We start from the raw sequence: 20,118 nt of genomic DNA, 5'->3' as shown, positions 1-20,118 counted from the left end.
TGCTCATACGCCAGCCGGACATGGCATATCGCGGTAGAACACAAAGCCACCCAGGCCGATGGCGTCCGTATCGGCCTTGACGCTGTACACCAGGGTATTTTTTTGCCCGTCGACACGTAGCAGATTCTTGTGCAGGACGATTTGCGCGTGCGACAACGCCAGCGATGGCGTGGGCGCCAGCTGCAGGCGCAATTCGGCCTTGGCCGGGTCATAGGTCCAGCGGCCTGGATTGAAGAAGGCGAAGCCGCCGTCGAAACGCAAGCTGCCATCCCTGAACTGAGTCAGGCAAATACCCGGGAATTCGCTGGGCGGGTTGTACCAGGTGGCGGCCACGGCGGCATTGGCGGGAACCTTGCCCGGCATCTGCAGGCCGGCATGCTCATTTTTACCGTCGATGCTGGCACAAGCAGCCAGCGCCAGCGCGCCAGTGAAGGCACTAACGCGTGTAATAAAACCCATATCCATTGCCATCCCCCCTGATTTTATGAAACCACGATCTTATGGCGCAACGGCTGGCCGGACCAGCGGCCAGCGCACATAGGCGCAATTTAGTTGTCGCCGGCAGCCAGGGCGGCCCTGGCCGCCGCTTCACGCAATTTATCCTTTTTGCTCTTGCGCGCGCCCTTCACGCCGCCATTGACCGTATCGGTCACGGCGCTGACGGGGCTTGGTTTTTCCGTCGGCTCGAAGCCGGCCACCACTTCGCGCACGATGCGCAAGTCATTGCGGTTTTCGATCAAACGGAAATGCGCTTCCATCTCGGCCGTAATAAAGCTGACGGCCGTGCCGCTCTCGCCTGCGCGGCCCGTGCGGCCGATGCGGTGCGTGTAGTCGACGGCTGAACGGGGCAAGTCGTAGTTGACGACGGCCGGCAAGCCGGCGATGTCGATGCCGCGCGCGGCCACGTCGGTAGCGACCAGCACTTGCAAACGGCCGGCCTTGAAATCGGCCAGCAACTGGCTGCGCGTGCCCTGGCTGAATTCGCCGTGGAAGGCGCCCACGTGCAGGCCGGCGCGCTGCAGCTTGTCGGCCACGTGTTCGGCCGCGTATTTGGTGGCGACGAACACCAGCACCCGCTCCCACTGCTGCTGCAGGATCAGGTAGCGCAGCAACTGGGTGCGGCGCGGCACGTCGACCGTGATGGCGCGCTGCACGATGTCGGGTTTATCTTGCGGTTCGGAGACCACTTCGATGCGGGTCGGGTTGGCCAGCAAGCTGTCGGCCAGCGCCTGCACGCTGTCGGGGAAGGTGGCCGAGAAAAACAGGTTTTGCCTTTGCACCGGCAGCAGCGCCAGCACGGCGTTGATTTCTTCGCTAAAACCCATGTCGAGCAAACGGTCCGCTTCATCGAGCACGAACAGCGATACGCCGCCCAGCTTGACCGCGTTCTGCCTGACCAGGTCCAGCAACCGGCCCGGCGTGGCGACCACGATATCGGCGCCGCCGCGCAAGTCCATCATTTGCGGATTGATCGACACGCCGCCGAACAGCACCGAGATTTTCAACTTCACGGGCAGCGGCTTGGCCAGCGCATGCACGGTCTGCCCCACCTGCGCCGCCAGTTCGCGCGTCGGCACCAGGATCAGCGCGCGCACCTGGCGCGGGCCGGCAGCGGGCGCCATCAGGGCCTGCAGCAGCGGCAGCGCATAGGCGGCCGTCTTGCCGGACCCCGTCTGCGCGGCGCCCAGCACATCGCTGCCGCGCAGGATGGCGGGAATGGCCGCCGCCTGGATGGCCGTCGGCGCGGCATAGCCGGCTTTCTCGACAGCGCGGACCAGGGCGGGAATCAGACCCAGTGAGGAAAATGGCATAGCGGGCCTTCGTGTATTCTTGGAAAGGCGCCAGTATAAAGCAATGGCTGGCCAGGCCCAAGCAAGCGCCCACTATGGCCGTTTGCGTCCCTGCGCCTGTTTGGGCATTTGCAGGCTCGGGTAGCCATCTTCATCGTAGCCGGGCATGCCGCGCCGTATCGCATGCGAAAAGTCGCGCTCCTCATTGGCCGCCCGCGCGCGCGCCGTGACATGGCCGCCATCGCGCAGCTGCTGGAAGGTCCAGCCCGGCACCAGCGCCCGCACGTCGAACAGGTAGCGGTCCAGGTAGCCGGAAGCGAGCAAACGGTAATCGAGCGGCAGGCCAGGCACGATGCGGCGCACCATCTCGAACACGATGGTGGTGCAGTTGGCTGTCAGGGTATTGTAGAACTGCGGCTGGTTTTTCAGCGCTTGCGCCTCGTCCAGGTAGGCCAGGAATAGCGAACGCATGGCCGCCTTGGGCATCATCACGCGGTAGAGGTGCATGTCTTCGCCGCGCGCATTGGTGCGCACGCGCAGGATGTCGCGCTCGTCGGCGGCGATCAGGCTCATTTCAAAATGCTTGAAGAAGCCGCCGATGGCGGAAAAACTCTCGCCTTTTTCCTTGCGGATTTCAATGGAAAACGTCAGGAAGCGCCCATCGGCAAAACCGAACGACACCAGGGTATGCGCGATGAATGGCCCGGTCCAGTACGACAGCGCCGTATCGACCGTGCGCAGCTCGTCGAGGTTGTAGCTGCGCTGCTCCCACTTGACCGTGTAGTCCTCATCGCTGCGCCAGTCGAAATTGCGCACATTGTCCAGGGTGACGATATTGCCCTTCAGCGTGCCCGTCACATTGTGCGCCACGTCGTCGGCCCAAATGCGCTCCTGCTTGGGCGCGATAAAACTCCACCACACCAGCATCAGCACGAAACCGCCCGCATACGGCAGCAGCACGCGCGCCCCGCGCTGCTGCCACCACAGGACCACGCTGGCCACACCCAGCCCGCCCCACAGCAGCGCACCGATGGTTTGCGCCGCCGCGCCACCGCCAAGGTGATACCACAACGCCAGCGCACCCCACAGTGCGGTCAACACAATAATGAAGGAAGCGGCAGCCTTGCCGATGGTGCGCAACACGGCGCTTGCACGGTCTGATAGAAAAGTCATGCTGCGATTATAAGACGAAGTTCAGAAAAGCAAGTATTAATGGTACAGCGGAGTGCAGGCAGGGAACCGGGGCGCAGCAGGCCCCGGCACCGTCATCGGCTATTTCAGTTTGGCCGCCAGTTCCGCCACCCGCTTGCCCAGCAGGCGGGCCGTTTCCAGGTCGCCGCTGCGTGGCGCTTCATCCGGTGAAGCGTCGGACGGCGAAATGGCCAGGGCGCCACCAAAACCGGCGCTCCAGTTGACGTCGGCCGGGCCGTGCTCTTTCTTGTTCGACGGCAAGATGCCCGTGCCCACCCATATCTGGCTGTGCTGCATGGCCAGGGTCCAGAAATACTGGATGGTCGAGAATTTATCGCCATTGAGCGAGGCTGAATTCGTAAAGCCTGCGGCAAGCTTGTTTTTCCAGTCCTGGCCAAACCAGGCGCTGGATGACTTGTCGGCGAATTTCTTGAACTGCCATGCCGGGCCGCCCATATAGGTCGGGCTGCCATAGATGACAGCGTCGGCCTTGCCGATCACGGCCAGAGCTTCCTCGGGCAAGTCGCCGTTCTGGTCGATACGGTACAGATGTACCTGGGCGCCGGCCACGCTGGCGGCGCCGGCCTGCACGGCCTCGGCTTGCTTGACGGTGTGGCCGTAGCCGCTGAAATATACGATCGCAATGCTGGTCATGGTTTTTTCCTTAAAAAGTGATGAATGGAACAGGTGGCCACGCGCCGATCTGGTTCAGCATGCCAAACCAGTCTTCCAGGTGCCAGGTATGCGTAATGCGGTCCGCATCCAGATAATGAAACTCATGGATCGCAATGGCAATAGGTTTGTTACTTGCGGGAATGCCAAAAAACGCGCCGCGATGGGTGCCGGTGATCTGTGCCCGTACGGCGGCGCGGCCGTCGCGGCCGAACATGTCGAGGATCGTGATGCGCACATCCGGGAAGGCGGCGCCGAACATCTCGACGACCGGCTTCATGCCGGCCAGGCCAGGCTGCTGGCCTGGGCCGAGCGGCGTATCCTGCCATGCCGGCACCAGCGCCTGGTCCAGCAGGTCGGGATTGCGCTCGTTAAAGGCACGGTACAGCGTTTCGATGGCGAGTTGCTGGGCCTTTGTCAGGCCGTTTTGCTGCATGCTCATGATGGGCTTTCTGTCTCAGTGAATGACACAGTCACTGTAGCAAGCCGCCACAGCGCAAGTCCAATCGATATTTGATATGCTGTATTATCCATGGCATGGATTTACATGGAATCGACCTCAACCTTCTCGTCGCCTTCGACGCCCTGATCTGCGAGCGCAACGTGACGCGTGCCGGCGTGCGCATCGGCCGCACCCAGCCGGCGATGAGCGCGGCGCTGGCCCGCCTGCGCCTGCTGCTGAAAGATGAGCTGTTCGTACGCAGCGCCGGCGGCTTGCAGGCGACGCCACGCGCACTGGAACTGGCCGCACCGCTGGGCGAGGCGCTTGCCAGCATCCAGCGCACGCTGGACTTCACGCAAGACTTTATCCCGGCCAGCGCGACGACCCGCTATACCCTGGCCGTATCGGACCACCCCGCCTTCGTGGTGCTGCCCGCGCTGCTGAAACGGCTGGCGCAGCAGGCGCCCGGCATGACGCTGCGTATCAAGGCTTGCACGGCGCGCGAAGAGGCGCTGTCGCTGCTCGATGCGGGCGAGGCGGATGCCGCGATTGGCGTACCCGGCGGCAACACGCCGCGCATTCCCACCATGCCGCTGTTCGAAGAGCGCTTCGTCTGCGTGGCGCGCAAGGACCATCCGCTGGCCAGCCAGGATATGACACTGGAGCGTTTTTTGAGCTACCAGCACCTGCTGGTGTCGCCGGAAGGCGATGGCGTGGGCCACGTCGATCTGTGGCTGGCGCAACAGCAGCGCCAGCGCCGTATCGCCATCACGCTGCCGCATATGTACGCAGCACCCGCCATCATCGCCGGCAGTGACTTGCTGGCCACCATGATGGCTGGCGTGGTGGCCGCCAGCGGACTGGCCAGTGCGCTGGCGGTGCTGCCGCTGCCCGGCATCGAACTGCCGCCCGTACCCTTCGTGCTGCACTGGCACCGCCGCAACGATGCGCATCCGGCACAGCGGTGGCTGCGCGAACAGATCGTGCTGTTATGCCGCGAGCTGTATGGCGTCAGCGACGCTCCTTGAGTTCCCATTCTTGAGATGACGTTCCTGCCTCAAAAGAAAGATTGCTATATAATTAATTTCATGAGAGCATCTTTATTCAGCCACATGCCGATTGTGAATAAGCAGATGACTAAAAAATCCCGCAATGTATCTGGATAGGGCTGGGCACGGCGACCAATCAAACTAATACGACAAGGTAACAACAGGAGACAACTTGCAACCGACCTCGCTCTACGCCTACGCCGGCACCCTCAATTCCCTGTTGATCGTCGTCAGCCTGTATGGCTTGTGGTCGCAACTGAAGAAAATCTGGCAGCGCAAGCAGGATCAGCATATCGCCAGCGGCAAGCGTACCGAGATTCTGTCGATCAACCAGTTCACCGTCAGTTTCCTCGCCTACTGTGCATTTTTTGTGTATGGCTATTCGATCACGCCTTTCAACCATTACATCGTCTGGCCGCGCCTGCTCGCCTCCCTGATTGCCCTGGGTATTTTGTTCGAGATTTACCGCGACCGCCGCAGCACCACCGCGCGTTACGCCCTGCTCGCCTGCGCGCTGCTGCTGTGCGCCGGGATCGTGGGGCTGCTATTCGGGCCGACCTTCAGCGATCAAAAGCGTTTGATCTCGCAAAGCCTGATCGTCGCCGTCACCGTGTTGCTGGCGCAGGGTTATGCCCACCAGATCCGCTTGATTTACCGCTCGGGCAAGACGGGCGCCGTGTCGCTCAAGATGAGCCAGTTCATCCTGGCGATGGATGTCAGCACCATGCTCTTCGCCTGCGTGATGGGAATGGAAACGGGCTGGCCCTTGATGCTGCTGGCCAGCGTCAGCGCCACGACCAAGCTGATCATCATGTGGCTGTTTCGCTGGGAAAAGACCAGCCCCGCCGCACGCAGCAAGCGGCAGGCGCTGGCCTGATTTTCAAGGAAAATACTAGAATGGCATTGTGATCAACTGCCTGAGGCCAGACCGCCATGCACCTGTCCAACGCCATTCCCATCCTGCGCATCTTTTCCGTCGACAAGGCGCACGAGTTTTATATCGATTTCCTGGGCTTCAGCAAGGACTGGGAACACCGCTTCGATCCCACCGCGCCTTTATATATGCAGGTGCAACGGGGCGAGCTGGTCCTGCATTTGTCCGAACACCATGGCGACGCCACGCCGGGCGCGGCCCTGTTGATCCCTGTCGATGATATTGCCGCCCTGCATGCCGAGCTGAGGGCCAGGAACTACCCGTATGCGCGGCCCGGCATCCGCGACGAGGAATGGGGCCGCATCCTGGAAGTGGCTGATCCGTTCGGCAACAAGCTGCGCTTCTGGCAGCGTAACTAGGCCATGGCTAATCGGCTGCTCAAATAGCCGGACAGCACCAGCTTGAATTCCGCCACCAGTTGCGGGCGCTCTGCAACGTCGGCTTGCGACAGCAGCGGGTTCAGGCTTTTCACCACTTGCAGGGCCACATTGGCCAAACGCAAGGCTTGCTCGTCGCTGAGTGCCGGCTGCTTTTGCTGGAAGGCGCGGCCGAAGCGCTCACGCAGGCGGTGGCGCGCATCGGCGTCGCGCCGGTAATTCAGCGAAGCATTCAGGACGGCAAAATAGGCGGGCCGTTCAGTCGCGAACCCAACCATCAGATCGATGATGCGCTCGGACAATTCCAGCACGCTCAACTGGTCCGCTTCCGCGATCAAACCATCCCACAAGCGCTCCATCTCATCGCCATACTGTGCCCGCAAGGCGCGCACGATGGCGTCCTTGTTCGGGAAATACTGGTAGACGGCGCCAATCGACGAAGCTGAACGGGCGGCAATCGCCGTCATGGTGGCGGCGTCGTAACCGACTTCACCGATCACCTCGGCAGCCGCAGCCAGCATGGTCTGCATGCGCAAGGCGCCGCGCTGCTGTTGCGGCATGCGCCGGGCGGTTTTTACAGGTGTATTGGTATCTGAGGACATCCTCAGATTATAGCGTATAATAATCTGAGCACACCCTCACATATAGGAATGAACATGAGCACGATAAACCCGATTTCGTTTAATCCTGCCAGCACCGCACTGGTGCTGATCGACTTACAGCACAGCAATGTAGCGCGCGAACTGGCGCCCCACTCCGCGCAACAAGTCGTCGCCCATAGCGTGCAACTGGCCGAGGCCATGCGCCAGCGCGGCGGCACGGTGGTGTATGTGCGCGTGCTGATCGATGAATTGCTGCACCTGCCAGCCGATGTGGCACTGTCGCGCCCGGCATCGGCCCCACCACTGCCAGACAACGCCACTGAACTGGTGCCGCAAGCAGGCTATCAGGATGGCGATATCGTGATTGCCAAGCGCCAATGGGGCGCCTTCCAGGGTACCGACCTGGAACAGCAGTTGCGCCGGCGCGGCATCACCACCCTGATCTTCACGGGCATCGCCACCAACTTCGGCATCGAATCGACGGCGCGTGCCGCGACCGACCTCGGTTACGCCGTGATCTTTGCCGAAGACGCGATGAGCAGCCTGCGGGCCGATCTGCACGAGTTTTCCATCAAGAACATCTTCCCCTTCATGGGCAAGGTGCGCTCGACCGCCGACCTCGTTTCCTCGCTGGCGGCCGATCCGGCTTGATCGATATCCTGGGCGGCCAGTCTTACCATTCATTCTTATTGGCCGCTCAACGCCCGCATTTCCGCATACAGGTTGGCCTTGCCTTCAAAGCCGATGCCAACCAGCTCCGGCATGGTGATGTGACCGTTTTCAACGCGCACGCCATCGGGGAAGCCGCCGAACGGCTGGAACAGGTCCGGGTACGATTCATTGCCGCCCAGGCCCAGGCCAGCCGCGATATTCAATGACATCTGGTGGCCGCCGTGCGGGATGCAGCGGCTGCGCGACCAGCCGTGCTGGTGCAACATGTCCAGGGTGCGCAGGTATTCCACCAGGCCGTAGCTGAGCGCGCAATCGAATTGCAGCCAGTCGCGGTCGGCGCGCATGCCGCCGTAGCGGATCAGGTTGCGCGCATCCTGCATGGAAAACAGGTTTTCACCGGTCGCCATCGGCTTGTCGTAATAGCTGCGCAAGGTGGCTTGCAGCTCGAAGTCGAGCGGGTCGCCCGCCTCTTCATACCAGAACAGGTCGTACTGGCGCAGCGCCTTGGCGTAGGCAATCGAGGTGTCCAGGTCGAAGCGGCCATTTGCATCCACGCACAGCTTTTGCCCATCCTGCAGCACTTCCATGATGGCGTCGATACGGCGCAAGTCTTCATCGAGCGAAGCGCCGCCGATCTTTTTCTTCACCACCGTGTAGCCGCGGTCGATATAGCTGCGCATTTCATCCTGCAGCGCCGTCAAGCTCTGGCCCGGATAGTAATAACCGCCGGCCGCATACACGAACACTTTTTTGTCGGGCACGCCGGTGCCATGGCGTTCGGCCAGCAGCTGGAACAAAGGCTTGTTTTCTATTTTTGCCACCGCATCCCAGATCGCCATGTCGATGGTGCCGATCGCCACCGAGCGCTCGCCATGGCCGCCCGGTTTTTCATTGGTGTACATGCAGTCCCACACCTTGTGCGGATCGAGGTTGCTGCCGTCGGCTGTGAGCAGCGAGGCCGGATCGGCGTCGAGGATGCGGGGGATAAAACGCTCGCGCATCAGCATGCCCTGGCCATAGCGGCCATTCGAATTAAAACCGTAGCCGACCACCGGCTTGCCGTCGCGGATCACGTCCGTGACTACGGCCACCAGGCTCAGGGTCATCTTCGTAAAGTCGATGTAGGCGTTGCGGATGGGGGAAGAAATGGGGATGGTTTTTTCGCGGATTTCGACGATTTTCATGCTGGTCTCCTGTTTGTGTCAACGATGACGCCAGCTTACCGCCAAACAGAGTCGTATAATCGATTCAAATTTAAACCATTATTCACCTGAAGTTAAAGATCAAGGTAAAGCATGAAAAGCGACGCCACCACGGAAATGGGCTTTTTTGTCTTGCTGGCCAAACTGGGCAGCCTGTCGGCCACGGCGCGCGAACTGGGCATCACCCCGCCCGCCGTCAGCAAGCGGCTGGTGCTGATGGAGCAGCGCCTGGGCGTGCGCCTGCTGAACCGCAGTACGCGCCGCATCAGCCTGACGGGCGATGGCGAAAGCTATCTGGCGCAGGCACGGCAAATCCTCGACGATATCCGCGTGATGGAAGAATCCCTGGCCAGCGGCAGCGCCGAGCCGAAGGGTTTGTTGCGCGTCAACGCCACCCTGGGTTTCGGCCGCACCGTGATCGCGCCGCTGCTGTCGCAATTCGCGCTGCGCCATCCGCAACTGGAAGTGCAGCTGCAATTGACGGATAGCCCCATCAACCTGGTGGAACAGGCCTACGACCTGGGCATCCGCTTTGGCGACTTGCCCGATACGCGCTTGTCGGCGCGCAAGATCATGTCGAACCGGCGTTTTCTATGCGCCTCGCCCGCCTACCTGGCCGAACACGGCACGCCGCGCACGGCCGAAGAACTGGGCCAGCACCGCTGCATCGTGCACCGCCAGAACGATGATGCCTATGGCATCTGGCGCTTGAGCCGTGGCCGCACCACGCACACCGTCAAGGTGCGCGGCACGGTGGCCAGCAACGATGGCGACGTGGTGCTGGGCTGGGCGCTCGACGGCCACGGCATCTTGCTGCGTTCGGAATGGGACCTGGCCCGCTACCTCGACAGCGGCCGTCTGCGCGTGGTGCTGGACGACTACACCCTGGCGCCCGCCGACCTGTACGCCTACTACCCCAGCCGCCAGCAATTACCGGCCAAAGTACGTGGTTTTATCAACTTTTTGCGTCAACATTTGCAGCCAGGGTCATCCTGAGGGCCATAAATCCGGTTACACTATAATATTGCGTTGCGGCAATATTATGAGGGAGTAAGTTTTGTTAGTCATACTCGGATTTATGGTGGTCCTGTTTTCCGTCTTCGGCGGCTTTGCCTTACAGGGCGGACATCTGGCCGCCCTGTTCCAGCCGCTGGAATTGATGATGATAGGCGGCGCCGCGCTGGGCACCTTCTTTGTCGGCAACGATGCCAAGGCCATCCGCGCCACCTTTGCCGCCATCCCCACCCTGTTCCACGGCGCCAAATACACCAAGGCGCGTTATATGGAACTGATGGGGCTGATGTACGAAATCCTCAGCAAGATCCGCAAGGAAGGCCTGATGTCCATCGAAGACGACATCGACGACCCTTACCGCAGCCCCATCTTCGTGAAATACCCGTACACCCTGGGCGACGAGCACATCCTGGAATTCATCACCGATTACCTGCGCTTGATGGTGTCCGGCAATATGGACGCGTATCAGATCGAAAACCTGATGGATAACGAAATCGAAACGCACCACGAAGATGCGGAAATGCCGATCCAAACGATTTCGCAGCTGGCCGACGCCATGCCCGCCTTCGGCATCGTCGCCGCCGTGATGGGCGTGGTCCACACCATGGCCTCCGTCGGCCTGCCGCCAGCCGAGCTGGGCGTGCTGATCGCGCAAGCGCTGGTCGGCACCTTCATCGGCATCCTGCTGGCCTACGGCTTCATCGCCCCGCTGGCCAGCCTGCTGCGCCGCAAGCACCATGAAACGTCGAAAATGTACCAGTGCGCCAAAGTCACCCTGCTGGCCAGCCTGAACGGCTACGCCCCCGCCCTGGCCGTGGAATTCGGCCGCAAGGTCATTTCCGCCACCGAGCGCCCCTCGTTCAACGAGCTGGAAAACCATGTGCGGCAGGTCAAGATACGCAATTAAGCCCCACCATATGTTCCACGGGCGCCGACAACAGTCTGGCGCCATATCAGCAGAAAACCATGGTGCGTCCCTTCCGCTACTTACTTTAATCTTGTTTTGGTAATGCGAAGGGCAGCTTTCGCCCATAGCGGACATTGGCTATCGTAGTCTGGAGCCGCTTGGATTTACTGCTTCCTCATCGCGACGAGTGGGATAGTAGACCTTCTTGTGTTCGCACTCGTAGAAGAGAATTCCATGAATGCCCATCGCTCGGGACTTTGGCACACGGCGCTCCCAGATCTCGGTGAAAGTCGCATCCAAGGTTCGCGACGGCTGCGTCTGATAAACCTCATCGATAAATGCTACATCTGTACCATTCGGGAAGATCAACCCAAACTCCTCATCAGTCGCAGCGAAGATGTCAAAGACCGCGTTGTCTGCCCCATCAAAAATTTGAATATTCTTCACTTAGCATTCCTGTTCAATGGCAGCTTCTGGCCGAATCCGGCCTGTCGAGCCAGCAGAGCATGTTGCCCGGCCGAAAATTCACAGGCGGTTACGACAAGCGTCCATACTTATCACTCTTGCTTCGGCTTTTTCTGGAAACGATCGCCATCCGGATCCAGATCTCTGTGTTCGCGAACAACTGGAAGTTGAAGCTTCGACCAGAGGTGTCCCATCATCTCGCCAAGGCCACGCAAGTGCACAGTCCGCTCGTCTTCCGGCAGTGTTCGAATGATACTATCTGCTCCGTTGAGAGCCGCGCCTATGCGTTCGTAGGCTCCCATAAGCTTCTGCGCGGTTGAATGATCCATTTTCCCCTAGCAATTTTTCTAGTTAATTAATTGAAATGACCCGAAAATCTAACTGCCGCTCCTGGCCGTTGGCGGTCATCCTTCTACGGCTGCATCTGGCCAAACCCGGCCAGTTCCCACCAGGATAGCATTTTATCTATCTGTAAAATATGCAAGATTCAATACCCCCTGCATACGATGCGCCGGGGATAAGGGCATGCCAAGGCAGGAGGGCGACACACGGCCTGTGTATCAGCCGAGGTCTTGCTTTGTCGTCCGGCTTGAGGCGCATGCCCGCTGAGTTGTCGCTGAATTGCCGGTGAACCCGCCACTATTCTTCCGGGCAGCTCAGTTCATCTTCATTGCCATATAAACTCATCGGCACACGCAATCCATCGACTTCCAGTTCGCGCGTTTTGGGTGGCAGCAGCTGGAAGTCGCCCGCTTGCAGCCGTTCACGCAGCGGCTTGCAGCGCAGCGCTTCGGATGGTATCTGTCCGCGTGCGTACCAGCTGCCATCGGCCTTTTCTGCCAGCAAGACGGAGCTGGCGCGTGGGTCGTTGCTGATCAAGAGCACCTCCTGCTTGCCATCGCCATCGAAATCGAGCAGGTAGGCGTCGCACTGCTGCCCTGCCCGCTTCAAGCAGGAGGGCAGGCGCCAGGCCGGGCCTACCTGGCTCCAGTCCTGGCGCAGGAAAGAGTCTGGCAGTTTGGCCGTGGCGGGGCGCAGGGTCAGATTGACCGCCACGTCGCTTAGCCCGTTGCGTTCATCGTAGCGGCTTTCGCGCTTGAGCACGGCTTCGGCGCGGGCCTGTACGATGGCGGCGTCCGCTCCCGTCGTGCGGGTCTTGAGTTGCTGCAAGGCGGCCTGGCCGTAGCGGGCGCCCTCGAAGCGCAGATATTCGACATCAAACTTGTCGGCACTGACCTTGCCGCTGTCCAGGCGCGCCATCTGGCTGGCGACCGACAAGCGGGCCGGATCGGCCAGTGGCGTGAACAGCGCGAACAGCACCAGCAAGCTGACAAAGGCGGTGGCCACGTTGATATGGGAAATCAGATATAGCCAGTCGCCATATTTGCTGGCCGCCCAGGCATAACCGAGCGCGTAGCAGCTGGCGATCACCATGCAGGCGGCGGCGATCAGGCGCTCGGCCGTCCAGCCATGCGACATCACGCGCAGGGTCAAGGCATAGATGGCGATGCCGACCAGCCATGGCAGCAGCAGACAGGACAGCCGAGTACCGATGCGGATGGCGCGCGCCACGCCCAGGCCCACTTCGCCATTTTGAAACGCGGCATTGATCAGCACCACCAGCAGACCGGCCATGCCCAGCAGCACGGAAGCTGCATGGCGGGTGGCCCACAGGCGCTCGAAGCCGATGAATGGCAAGGTCAGCAGGAAGCCGGCGACCAGCACGGCGGCGATCGGCAGCAGCCAGGACATCAGCACCAGCAGCAGAGTACGGATGCCGCGCACGATGGCCGGGCGCACATCGGTAATGTGGATGGCGAAGGAAAACGCAAAGCACAGCACGGGAATCACAAACCAGGATTTACTGAGCAGCTTGCGCAGGAAATCGAGTTTGATCAGCAAGAACAATTGCCCGCCCAGCCACAGCACCAGCCATAGCACGGCCACGAACAGCAGGGAAAACAGCAGCTGGATGCCCAGCTTCCAGGCGATTTCAAAATACGTAGGGTAGCGCGCTACCCGCCGCCTGTCGTGTGCGCTCGACAACACCAGGGCATGGGCGATAAAAAAGCCCAGCACGCAGAAAACGAAGAGTTGCGATGACACCAGATACAGGGGATTACCCGGCGCGTAAGCCGCTGCCTGCCTGACGTCACGCCACACGTCGTGCACGGCAAGCACCGTCAGCACGGCGGCGGCCGCCAGCATCCATAGCACGATGCGCCTGGCCGTCATATGGCCCAGGCTGGACACCAGCAGCACCGGCAGCAGCACGCCCGTCAGGATCAAGGGCGCCAGCAGATAAGCGTGCGTGGCGATCCATGCCTTGTTTTGCACCGCGCTATACAGCCAATACAGCAGCAAGCCCTGCAGTAACCCTGTCAGCAAACGCGTGACGGCAATGCGGGGCGCCACCACGGGGTCGAGCAAGGGCGTATCTTTACCAGCGGGGGCTTGCTGCATAGTCATTCCTTTATAGTCGTGCATGGTGCGTATATTCGCATAGTGCATGCCCGGCCATTATTGCATTTCGTTATCCTCCTCTCAACAAAGATTCATGGGCATTGTTGACGCGGCGCGTCTTGCGGGTGCCCAGCACGATCAGCGGCAGCGCAATCACATTGATGAGAACCACCGACAGCCAGATGGCGCCCGGCCACGTTTGCTGGACGACAAAATAGAAACTGGAGAAAGCCAGCGGCGCGATGATGGACGCCAGACTGACCACCGAGGCCAGCACGCCCTGGAACTGGCCCTGGCGGTCCTCTTCCACTTGCCGGGTAGCCAGCGCTTGCAGCGCCGGCACGCCGATGCCGCCCAGGGCAAAGAGGGGCATGATGGCAAAGATGATCCAGCCTTGCGTGGCAAAAGCCATGACCACCAACGCGATGCTGGCACAGCCCACGCCAGCGAGCACGGCGCCGCGCTCGCCCAATAGCCGCGTCGCCGGGCCGGGCAGGAATGCCTGCACCACCGTCTGGCAGACGCCGAACATGCCCAGCGACAAGCCTATCCACAAACCATTCCAGCCGAAACTGTCATGCCCCCACAAGGCCCAGCAAGTGCCATACACTTCGCCGGTGGCGCTGAGGATAAAGAACACGCAGATAATGGGCAGCAATCCTTTCATGGAAAACGCCCAGCGCAAGGGCCGCAGCGGATTGAGTTCGGCCAGGATGATCTTGTGCTGTTGCGGCGTGCGCGATTCCGGCAGCACAAACAAAGCCAGCAAAAAGTTGCCCGCGTTCAGTACGGCAGCAGCGATAAAGGGCAGCCGCAGCCAATAATCACCGAGCACGCCGCCCAGCACGGGGCCGACGATAAAACCCATGCCGAACACGGCACTCAGCAAGCCGAAGCGGCGCGCGCGCGTCTCTTCCGGCGAGATATCGGTGATATAGGCAGTGGCAACGGACACATTGGCGCTGGTGACACCGGCAATCGCCCGGCCCAGCAGCAGCATCCACAACTGGGGCGCGAACGCCATCAGCACATAGTTAATCGCCGCGCCCGCCAGCGAGATCAAGAGCACGGGACGCCGGCCCAGCTTGTCGCTCAAGAGACCCAGCACGGGCGCGCAGATGAATTGCATCGCGGCATACAGCGCCGTCATGACGCCGATATAGGGCGCGATATTGCCCGCATGCGTGACTTCCGCCAGCAAGCGCGGCAGGATAGGGAAAATCAGGCCGATGCCGGCCGCATCGAGCGCGATGGTGGCAAAGATGATCAGCAGGGGCTTGTTCATTGCGCGGCCCTGGCTCCCGGAGCAAACCAGTGCCGCAAAGCCTGCTCCAGACCATCGATACTGTCGCCCTCGGCGGCCCAGGCGATGCAGGCGTCTGGACGGATCAGCAGGGATGGACCGCTATCGACGGCCACGCAGCGCACTTGCTGCGTGCTGGCTGCGACCAGCCTGGACGCAGCGCTCCCGACGGAAGCGTCGAGAAAGACAGCCTTGCCATCCTGCATCACATCGTACAGCGTCACGCCGGCCTCAACATGGCCGATCGGCCTGTCGCCGATCAGCCGGCCCACTGCGTCGTGCGTTGAACCAAGGTCGTAGCGCGTGGACAGGCCGCTCATCATTTCGCCGATGCGGCGGTTGACATCATCAAACTGCATCAGCTCGGCGATGAGTTCGCGCATGGCGCCTGCTTGCGGATCGGGCCGCATGATGGCGACCTGGGCCAGGGTATTGGCCAGCACCGCCTGGGCCACGGGGCGGCGCTCGGCCGTGTAGGTGTCGAGCAGGCTGTCGGGCATGTCGCCGCGCAACACCGCCGCCAGCTTCCATCCCAGGTTGGCTGCATCGACCAGCCCCAGGCTCAGGCCCTGGCCGCCGAATGGCGTATGGATATGCGCGGCATCGCCAGCGAGCAACACCCGGCCCTGGCGATAGGTCGCGGCCAGGCGCGTGTTGTCCGTCCAGCGGCTGGCGCTGCCCAGCCCTTTGACGCGCACGTCCATGCCGCTGATACGGCGTAGCACGCTTTCGATCTCTTCCTGTGTGACGGGCGCCTCGCGGTTTTCCGGAGTGCCGGAAAAATCGAGCATGAACAGGCGGCGTGACTGGGGATGGGCCGAGGGGCCGTAGGAAAACACCCCGGTCGAAGTGCGGTTCCAGCCGAGCGGCAACAGGTGCTCCGGATGGTCGATCTCCACCTCGGCCTGGTAAAACGTGGAGCTGGGCGGCGTGCCGGGAAAATCGAAACCGGCCATCTTGCGGATGCTGCTGCGCCCGCCATCGCAGGCAATCAGCCAGCGACAGCGCAGCTGGCCGGCGCCCGTGGCCGATCTCCACCCCACATCAACGCTATCGTCCTGCTGCACTACGCTGGTGACTTCGCAGCCGCGGCGCACCTCGATGCCCAGCGCCTGGACCCGCTCGGCCAGCATGGCTTCGATGCTGTGCTGGTCGACGGGACCCGGACGCCGGTGCGGCTCTCTCTGCGCATCCTTGCGTATCAGCGGCAAGCCGGCGAAATGCCCGCTGAACTTTGATTCGCGGCCGCGCACCTGCGCACCCGGCTGTTGCGCGAACGACTGCATTGCCGCAAAAGCGCGCGCCTCCACTTCGGCAATGGCGGGCCGCATGCCGCGCCGCTGCAAGACTTCGCTGCCCAGCGGGCCGATTCCCAACGCCTTCATCACCTTGCTCGGTTCGGCCAGGCGCTCCAGCACCAGAACACGCGCGCCACCGAGCGTCAATTCAATGGCGGCCAGTAAGCCGACTGGCCCTGCACCGACGATGATCACTTGCATTTGCTCACTTGTTTGCTCGTTTGTATTCATAATAATATACTCAATCCCAATATGTACTCAGTACATGTAGAATATGCTATGATCTGCCGCATGTCAATACCAACCGATCTGCGCACCCGCAAGCGCCTCGCCACGCGCCAGGCCATCTCCAATATCGCCACGCGGCTGTTCCTCGAACGGGGCTTCGATCAGGTCAAGGTCGATGAGATTGCGGCGGCGGCCGATGTGGGGCGGATGACGGTGTTCAACCACTTCCCGCGCAAGGAAGACATGTTCTTCGACCGCGATGAAGAAGGCCGTGAAGCGCTGCGCTCAGCCTTGCGCCAGCGCAATCCCGACATTTCGCCTATCGAAGCCTTGCGCCTGCTGGCGCATAGCCTGGTGGCGCACGACAGTGCTTACATGCGTTTCTCTAGTGAAAGCCAGGGTTTTATCGCGACGATAGAGGGCAGCGAAACCCTGAAAGCCAGGGCCAGGGCCATACGCGATGAAATCGCGCAATTGCTGGCGAGTGAACTGGCACTGTCGGCAGGACGGGATGGGGGTGAGCAAGACGCCCAGCTGGCGGCGGGTCTGGTCGTGGCGACATGGACAGTGGCACTGTTACAGGCGCACCAGACTTTCCGGCAAAGTCACGAGGTCAAACAGGCGCAAGCCGTGTTCCTGTCCATGATAGACAAGGGCAGCATCGGCGTACAGGCGGCGATGGCCGGTACGCCTTATGCCTGAAGATGAATTAGCGTCTTACAACGCTTAACAAAACTGTAGCGAGCGGAAGGGAGAGGTGGTCGAGAAGCGCAACCGTACGCAGGTACGGTGAGCATCGCAGTCCGCCTATACCGACGCGCAGTAAGTTTTGATAGGCGTTGTTAATCGAGTTCCTGGCGCGACACTAATATACCGTCAGCGTCGGCATAAATCCAGTCACCGGGCGAGACATCCACGCCGCTGATCTGCACGCGCACGTCGCGCTGGCCGGCGCCCGTCTTGGCGCTCTTGCGCGGATGGGTGGCCAGGGCCCGCACGCCGATCTCGCAGACATTGATTTCGTCGCAGTCGCGGATACAGCCATCGACCACGATGCCAGCCCAGCCGTTATTTTGCGCCAGCACGCCCAGCTGGCCGCCCACCAGCGCCCGGCGCAAGCTGCCGCCGCCATCGATCACCAGCACATGACCATGGCCTGGCGTTTCCAGGGTGCTGCGCACCAGCGCATTGTCTTCAAACACTTGCAAGGTAGTGGCCGGGCCGCAAAAACGCAGCTTTTGCCCGAACGAGCGGTACACGGGCGGCAGCACCGCCAGGGCGCCGTCGTCCAGCATGGCAGCATAATCGTCGCACAGGTCGGTGGTGGCAAAAGTCATGGCAGCTCCGTCAGCGTGGTCTCAGATGCCCCTGATTTTATGCCTTTTGCAGCGCCACGGCACGAGTCTTGCCGCCGACACCCACCGCGGTGGCAATCGCCAGCGCCTGGAACAGGCCGATCAACACGAATACCAGAGCGGGATGGTCGCCATCCATCAGCGCGCCAAACAGCAAGGGACCGACGGCCAGGCCACTATCGAGACCGGAGTAAACCACGCCATACACGCGGCCGGTGGCGTTTTTCGGCGCGGCCGCCCGTATCATCAGGTCGCGCGATGGCCCCGCCACGCCGGAAGTCAGACCAATCGCGCCCATCAGTACGACGGCGGCCCAGGCCGGCACCACCGCCAGCGCCAGCAACACGGCCAGCACGGCTGCGACTGAAAAGGCAATCGCCACGTTGCGGTCAGGCTGCTTGCTGCGCGCCCCAAGCACGCCACCAGCCGCCATGCCCACCGCCGAAGCCAGCATATAGGCCGTGTAGGCGCTGGTGGCCAGGGGCAAGCTCATGTTGTACAGCCTGACCAGCGCCACGCTGGCAAAACTCTGGATACCGCCCAGCGCAATCGCGGTAATGAAGAAGAAGGCAAAACACATCCATACGGCCGGCAGGCGCAGAAAATCGAGCGTGCCCTCGCCGCTGGCGCTCTGGCCAGGCGCTGCTTTTTTCAGGGGTTCGGGACGGATCGCGTGGCGGTTCAGGAACAGCACCAGCAGCACGACAAATGGCAGCACGGCCGCGCACTGCAGCGCTATTCTCCAGTCATAACGGGTGGCAACATAGGTCATGAACAGCGGCGCCAGGGCCCAGCCTATATTGCCGCTGATGCCGTGCATGGAAAAACCATAGGCCACGCGGGCCGGCGAGACGCGCTGGTTGAGTATCGTGTAGTCGGCCGGGTGGAACACGCTGTTGCCGGTGCCGGCCAGCATGGCGCCCAGCATCAGCGCCGTGTAGCTTTGCGCGTGCGCCAGCGCCAGCGCCGATACACCGAGCAAAAAGATGCCGGAACACAATACGGCGCGCGCGCCGAAACGGTCGACCACGAAACCGGCCAGCGCCTGACCCACGCCCGAGATGATGAAGAACACCGTCATCAGCAAGCCCAGTTCGGCATACGACAGGTTGAAGGCAGACTTGAGCCAGACGAACAGGGCCGCCAGGATCAAATGGTAGAAATGCGAGACGCCATGCGCCAGGCCTACCAGGCCGATGACGCGGGCGTCGCTGGCGAAGTTGCCGTCTGGCGAGTTGCTAGTTGTTGTTATCATGTCATACCTTGTTTTATACTTCCAAAGCTCAAGTGTATGCAAAATGTCATCGCCTGTTTTTCACTAGCGTGACATCATTTATCGAATTAAGGTCAAACTGATGGGTGTACCTGTTCTTCACCATACGCGCATGTGCCCGCCACGCGAGGCGCCCAGCGCCGCCATCCCCGTGACGATGATCGCGCGCGATCTGCAAGCTGACGAATTTCTCTCGCCGCATTCCCACCCCTGGGGCCAAGTCACCTATGCGCTCGAAGGCGTGCTGCGCATCACGGCCCTGAACAGCAGCTGGGTGCTGCCGCCCATGCGCGCTATCTGGATACCGCCCCAGATCGAGCATGAAGTGACGATACTGGAAAAGACGCGGCTGCGGCCGCTGTGCATCTTTGCCGCGCGCGCACCGTTTGCCGGCCGCGATTGCCAGGTGCTGGAAGTGTCGAATCTGCTGCGCCAGCTGATCATCTCGCTGGAACAGCTGGACCCTGGCCAGGAACCGGCGCGTGTAGCATTGCTGGCCGAGCTGATACTCGATGAGTTGTCGCGTTCCAGCACGCGCCCCATCCGCGTGCCCTTGCCGACCGACAAGCGTTTGAAAACCCTGTGCGGCAATCTGATCGACAAACCCGGCTCGCCCCTGACCCTGGAGCAATGGGCGCAAGTGGTGGGCGCCTCGGAGCGTACCCTGGCGCGCTTGTTTGAACGGGAATTGGGATTGAGTTTTGGCCAGTGGCGCCAGCAAGTGCGCCTGGCCCACGCCGCCCCGATGATCGCGCGCGGCGTGCCTTTGTCACAGGTGGCCCAAGAGCTGGGCTATGCCAGCCAGTCGGCGTTTTCCGCCATGTTCAAGAAAACCTTCGGCAGTTCGCCAACGGCCTTCTTCAAGCCATGAAGTTAGGTAA

22 protein-coding genes are annotated in these 20,118 nt (G+C 61.4%); 8 read left to right on the top strand and 14 right to left on the bottom strand.

The window, feature by feature from the left end; genetic code table 11:
* Nucleotides 1-3: 3 nt before the first annotated feature.
* The 5 genes from HDE72_RS07455 to HDE72_RS07435 all read right to left on the bottom strand — a co-directional run bounded on the left by HDE72_RS07455 (nt 4) and on the right by HDE72_RS07435 (nt 4,095).
* Nucleotides 4-459: a hypothetical protein gene (locus tag HDE72_RS07455; protein WP_183738504.1), complete on the bottom strand. Its 456-nt coding sequence runs from the start codon at nt 457-459 to the stop codon at nt 4-6.
* An 89-nt stretch (nt 460-548) separates the two neighbouring features.
* Nucleotides 549-1,811 carry a DEAD/DEAH box helicase gene (locus tag HDE72_RS07450; RefSeq protein WP_183738502.1) on the bottom strand — a complete coding sequence of 421 codons (1,263 nt, stop codon included), beginning with the start codon at nt 1,809-1,811 and terminating at the stop codon, nt 549-551.
* A 72-nt stretch (nt 1,812-1,883) separates the two neighbouring features.
* Entirely contained in the window at nt 1,884-2,963 is a 1,080-nt protein-coding gene (locus HDE72_RS07445) for an Lnb N-terminal periplasmic domain-containing protein (protein ID WP_183738500.1), read from the bottom strand.
* A gap of 99 nt (nt 2,964-3,062) precedes the next feature.
* Nucleotides 3,063-3,635 carry a flavodoxin family protein gene (locus HDE72_RS07440; RefSeq protein ID WP_183738498.1) on the bottom strand — a complete coding sequence of 191 codons (573 nt, stop codon included), beginning with the start codon at nt 3,633-3,635 and terminating at the stop codon, nt 3,063-3,065.
* Between the two features lie 10 nt (nt 3,636-3,645).
* A complete protein-coding gene (locus HDE72_RS07435; protein ID WP_183738496.1) occupies nt 3,646-4,095 on the bottom strand; it encodes an ester cyclase in 450 nt (149 codons plus the stop codon).
* A 95-nt stretch (nt 4,096-4,190) separates the two neighbouring features.
* On the opposite strand from HDE72_RS07435, the gene HDE72_RS07430 reads away from it, so the two are divergent.
* The 3 genes from HDE72_RS07430 (at nt 4,191) to HDE72_RS07420 (ending at nt 6,437) form a co-directional block, all read left to right on the top strand.
* Nucleotides 4,191-5,123, top strand: a complete 933-nt coding sequence (locus HDE72_RS07430) for a LysR family transcriptional regulator (protein WP_183738494.1) — start codon at nt 4,191-4,193, stop codon at nt 5,121-5,123.
* A 193-nt stretch (nt 5,124-5,316) separates the two neighbouring features.
* Complete coding sequence (locus HDE72_RS07425) at nt 5,317-6,021, top strand: hypothetical protein (protein WP_183738492.1); 705 nt, start codon at nt 5,317-5,319, stop codon at nt 6,019-6,021.
* 56 nt (nt 6,022-6,077) lie between these two features.
* The gene (locus HDE72_RS07420) at nt 6,078-6,437 is read left to right on the top strand and encodes a glyoxalase superfamily protein (protein WP_183738490.1); all 360 of its coding nucleotides are present in this window, start codon (nt 6,078-6,080) and stop codon (nt 6,435-6,437) included.
* On the opposite strand, the gene HDE72_RS07415 is transcribed toward HDE72_RS07420, so the two are convergent.
* Nucleotides 6,434-7,057 (bottom strand): TetR/AcrR family transcriptional regulator, encoded by a 624-nt coding sequence (locus HDE72_RS07415; protein ID WP_183738488.1) that lies wholly within the window; start codon nt 7,055-7,057, stop codon nt 6,434-6,436. The genes HDE72_RS07420 and HDE72_RS07415 overlap by 4 nt on opposite strands.
* Before the next feature lie 54 nt (nt 7,058-7,111).
* On the opposite strand from HDE72_RS07415, the gene HDE72_RS07410 reads away from it, so the two are divergent.
* Nucleotides 7,112-7,708: an isochorismatase family protein gene (locus tag HDE72_RS07410; protein WP_183738486.1), complete on the top strand. Its 597-nt coding sequence runs from the start codon at nt 7,112-7,114 to the stop codon at nt 7,706-7,708.
* Nucleotides 7,709-7,743: 35 nt separating this feature from the next.
* Here HDE72_RS07410 and HDE72_RS07405 read toward each other — a convergent pair whose 3' ends face one another.
* Entirely contained in the window at nt 7,744-8,913 is a 1,170-nt protein-coding gene (locus tag HDE72_RS07405; protein ID WP_183738484.1) for a mandelate racemase/muconate lactonizing enzyme family protein, read from the bottom strand.
* Nucleotides 8,914-9,024: 111 nt separating this feature from the next.
* Between HDE72_RS07405 and HDE72_RS07400 the strand changes: the two genes are divergently transcribed.
* Nucleotides 9,025-9,927, top strand: coding sequence for a LysR family transcriptional regulator (locus HDE72_RS07400; protein ID WP_183738482.1), 903 nt, complete (start codon nt 9,025-9,027; stop codon nt 9,925-9,927).
* Nucleotides 9,928-9,988: 61 nt separating this feature from the next.
* Complete coding sequence (gene motA / locus HDE72_RS07395) at nt 9,989-10,852, top strand: flagellar motor stator protein MotA (protein WP_183738480.1); 864 nt, start codon at nt 9,989-9,991, stop codon at nt 10,850-10,852.
* 138 nt (nt 10,853-10,990) lie between these two features.
* On the opposite strand, the gene HDE72_RS07390 is transcribed toward motA, so the two are convergent.
* The 5 genes from HDE72_RS07390 to HDE72_RS07370 all read right to left on the bottom strand — a co-directional run bounded on the left by HDE72_RS07390 (nt 10,991) and on the right by HDE72_RS07370 (nt 16,612).
* Nucleotides 10,991-11,299 carry a hypothetical protein gene (locus HDE72_RS07390; RefSeq protein ID WP_183738478.1) on the bottom strand — a complete coding sequence of 103 codons (309 nt, stop codon included), beginning with the start codon at nt 11,297-11,299 and terminating at the stop codon, nt 10,991-10,993.
* 110 nt (nt 11,300-11,409) lie between these two features.
* Complete coding sequence (locus tag HDE72_RS07385) at nt 11,410-11,646, bottom strand: hypothetical protein (protein WP_183738476.1); 237 nt, start codon at nt 11,644-11,646, stop codon at nt 11,410-11,412.
* Between the two features lie 310 nt (nt 11,647-11,956).
* Nucleotides 11,957-13,780: a DUF4153 domain-containing protein gene (locus HDE72_RS07380; protein ID WP_183738474.1), complete on the bottom strand. Its 1,824-nt coding sequence runs from the start codon at nt 13,778-13,780 to the stop codon at nt 11,957-11,959.
* Between the two features lie 70 nt (nt 13,781-13,850).
* Nucleotides 13,851-15,065 (bottom strand): TCR/Tet family MFS transporter, encoded by a 1,215-nt coding sequence (locus tag HDE72_RS07375; RefSeq protein ID WP_183738472.1) that lies wholly within the window; start codon nt 15,063-15,065, stop codon nt 13,851-13,853.
* A complete protein-coding gene (locus HDE72_RS07370; protein WP_183738470.1) occupies nt 15,062-16,612 on the bottom strand; it encodes an FAD-dependent monooxygenase in 1,551 nt (516 codons plus the stop codon). The genes HDE72_RS07375 and HDE72_RS07370 overlap by 4 nt, the downstream gene beginning before the upstream one ends.
* A gap of 60 nt (nt 16,613-16,672) precedes the next feature.
* Between HDE72_RS07370 and HDE72_RS07365 the strand changes: the two genes are divergently transcribed.
* Entirely contained in the window at nt 16,673-17,311 is a 639-nt protein-coding gene (locus HDE72_RS07365; RefSeq protein WP_183738468.1) for a TetR/AcrR family transcriptional regulator, read from the top strand.
* 140 nt (nt 17,312-17,451) lie between these two features.
* Here the strand turns inward: HDE72_RS07365 and rraA are convergent, their stop codons facing one another.
* Together rraA and HDE72_RS07355 are read right to left on the bottom strand one after the other, a co-directional pair.
* Nucleotides 17,452-17,946: a ribonuclease E activity regulator RraA gene (gene rraA, locus HDE72_RS07360; RefSeq protein WP_183738466.1), complete on the bottom strand. Its 495-nt coding sequence runs from the start codon at nt 17,944-17,946 to the stop codon at nt 17,452-17,454.
* Between the two features lie 37 nt (nt 17,947-17,983).
* Entirely contained in the window at nt 17,984-19,219 is a 1,236-nt protein-coding gene (locus HDE72_RS07355; protein ID WP_183738464.1) for an MFS transporter, read from the bottom strand.
* A 100-nt stretch (nt 19,220-19,319) separates the two neighbouring features.
* Between HDE72_RS07355 and HDE72_RS07350 the strand changes: the two genes are divergently transcribed.
* Nucleotides 19,320-20,108: a helix-turn-helix transcriptional regulator gene (locus tag HDE72_RS07350; RefSeq protein ID WP_183738462.1), complete on the top strand. Its 789-nt coding sequence runs from the start codon at nt 19,320-19,322 to the stop codon at nt 20,106-20,108.
* Nucleotides 20,109-20,118: the final 10 nt, after the last annotated feature.

The sequence above is a fragment of the Janthinobacterium saanense genome (genome assembly GCF_014200675.1).
GTDB lineage: Bacteria > Pseudomonadota > Gammaproteobacteria > Burkholderiales > Burkholderiaceae_D > Janthinobacterium.
The sequence above is the reverse complement of the archived record's forward strand: the minus strand, read 5'-3'. Positions and strand labels throughout refer to the sequence as shown.

Bases quoted from the DNA above. Each gene is read 5' to 3' on its own strand.
- HDE72_RS07385 (WP_183738476.1), bottom strand. From the start codon at position 11,646: ATGGATCATTCAACCGCGCAGAAGCTTATGGGAGCCTACGAACGCATA.
- HDE72_RS07350 (WP_183738462.1), top strand. From the start codon at position 19,320: ATGGGTGTACCTGTTCTTCACCATACGCGCATGTGCCCGCCACGCGAG.
- HDE72_RS07410 (WP_183738486.1), top strand. From the start codon at position 7,112: ATGAGCACGATAAACCCGATTTCGTTTAATCCTGCCAGCACCGCACTG.
- HDE72_RS07370 (WP_183738470.1), bottom strand. From the start codon at position 16,612: ATGAATACAAACGAGCAAACAAGTGAGCAAATGCAAGTGATCATCGTC.
- HDE72_RS07380 (WP_183738474.1), bottom strand. From the start codon at position 13,780: ATGCAGCAAGCCCCCGCTGGTAAAGATACGCCCTTGCTCGACCCCGTG.
- HDE72_RS07405 (WP_183738484.1), bottom strand. From the start codon at position 8,913: ATGAAAATCGTCGAAATCCGCGAAAAAACCATCCCCATTTCTTCCCCC.
- HDE72_RS07400 (WP_183738482.1), top strand. From the start codon at position 9,025: ATGAAAAGCGACGCCACCACGGAAATGGGCTTTTTTGTCTTGCTGGCC.
- HDE72_RS07455 (WP_183738504.1), bottom strand. From the start codon at position 459: ATGGGTTTTATTACACGCGTTAGTGCCTTCACTGGCGCGCTGGCGCTG.
- HDE72_RS07365 (WP_183738468.1), top strand. From the start codon at position 16,673: ATGTCAATACCAACCGATCTGCGCACCCGCAAGCGCCTCGCCACGCGC.
- HDE72_RS07375 (WP_183738472.1), bottom strand. From the start codon at position 15,065: ATGAACAAGCCCCTGCTGATCATCTTTGCCACCATCGCGCTCGATGCG.
- HDE72_RS07435 (WP_183738496.1), bottom strand. From the start codon at position 4,095: ATGAGCATGCAGCAAAACGGCCTGACAAAGGCCCAGCAACTCGCCATC.
- HDE72_RS07430 (WP_183738494.1), top strand. From the start codon at position 4,191: ATGGATTTACATGGAATCGACCTCAACCTTCTCGTCGCCTTCGACGCC.
- HDE72_RS07440 (WP_183738498.1), bottom strand. From the start codon at position 3,635: ATGACCAGCATTGCGATCGTATATTTCAGCGGCTACGGCCACACCGTC.
- rraA (WP_183738466.1), bottom strand. From the start codon at position 17,946: ATGACTTTTGCCACCACCGACCTGTGCGACGATTATGCTGCCATGCTG.
- HDE72_RS07415 (WP_183738488.1), bottom strand. From the start codon at position 7,057: ATGTCCTCAGATACCAATACACCTGTAAAAACCGCCCGGCGCATGCCG.
- HDE72_RS07450 (WP_183738502.1), bottom strand. From the start codon at position 1,811: ATGCCATTTTCCTCACTGGGTCTGATTCCCGCCCTGGTCCGCGCTGTC.
- HDE72_RS07355 (WP_183738464.1), bottom strand. From the start codon at position 19,219: ATGATAACAACAACTAGCAACTCGCCAGACGGCAACTTCGCCAGCGAC.
- HDE72_RS07445 (WP_183738500.1), bottom strand. From the start codon at position 2,963: ATGACTTTTCTATCAGACCGTGCAAGCGCCGTGTTGCGCACCATCGGC.
- HDE72_RS07420 (WP_183738490.1), top strand. From the start codon at position 6,078: ATGCACCTGTCCAACGCCATTCCCATCCTGCGCATCTTTTCCGTCGAC.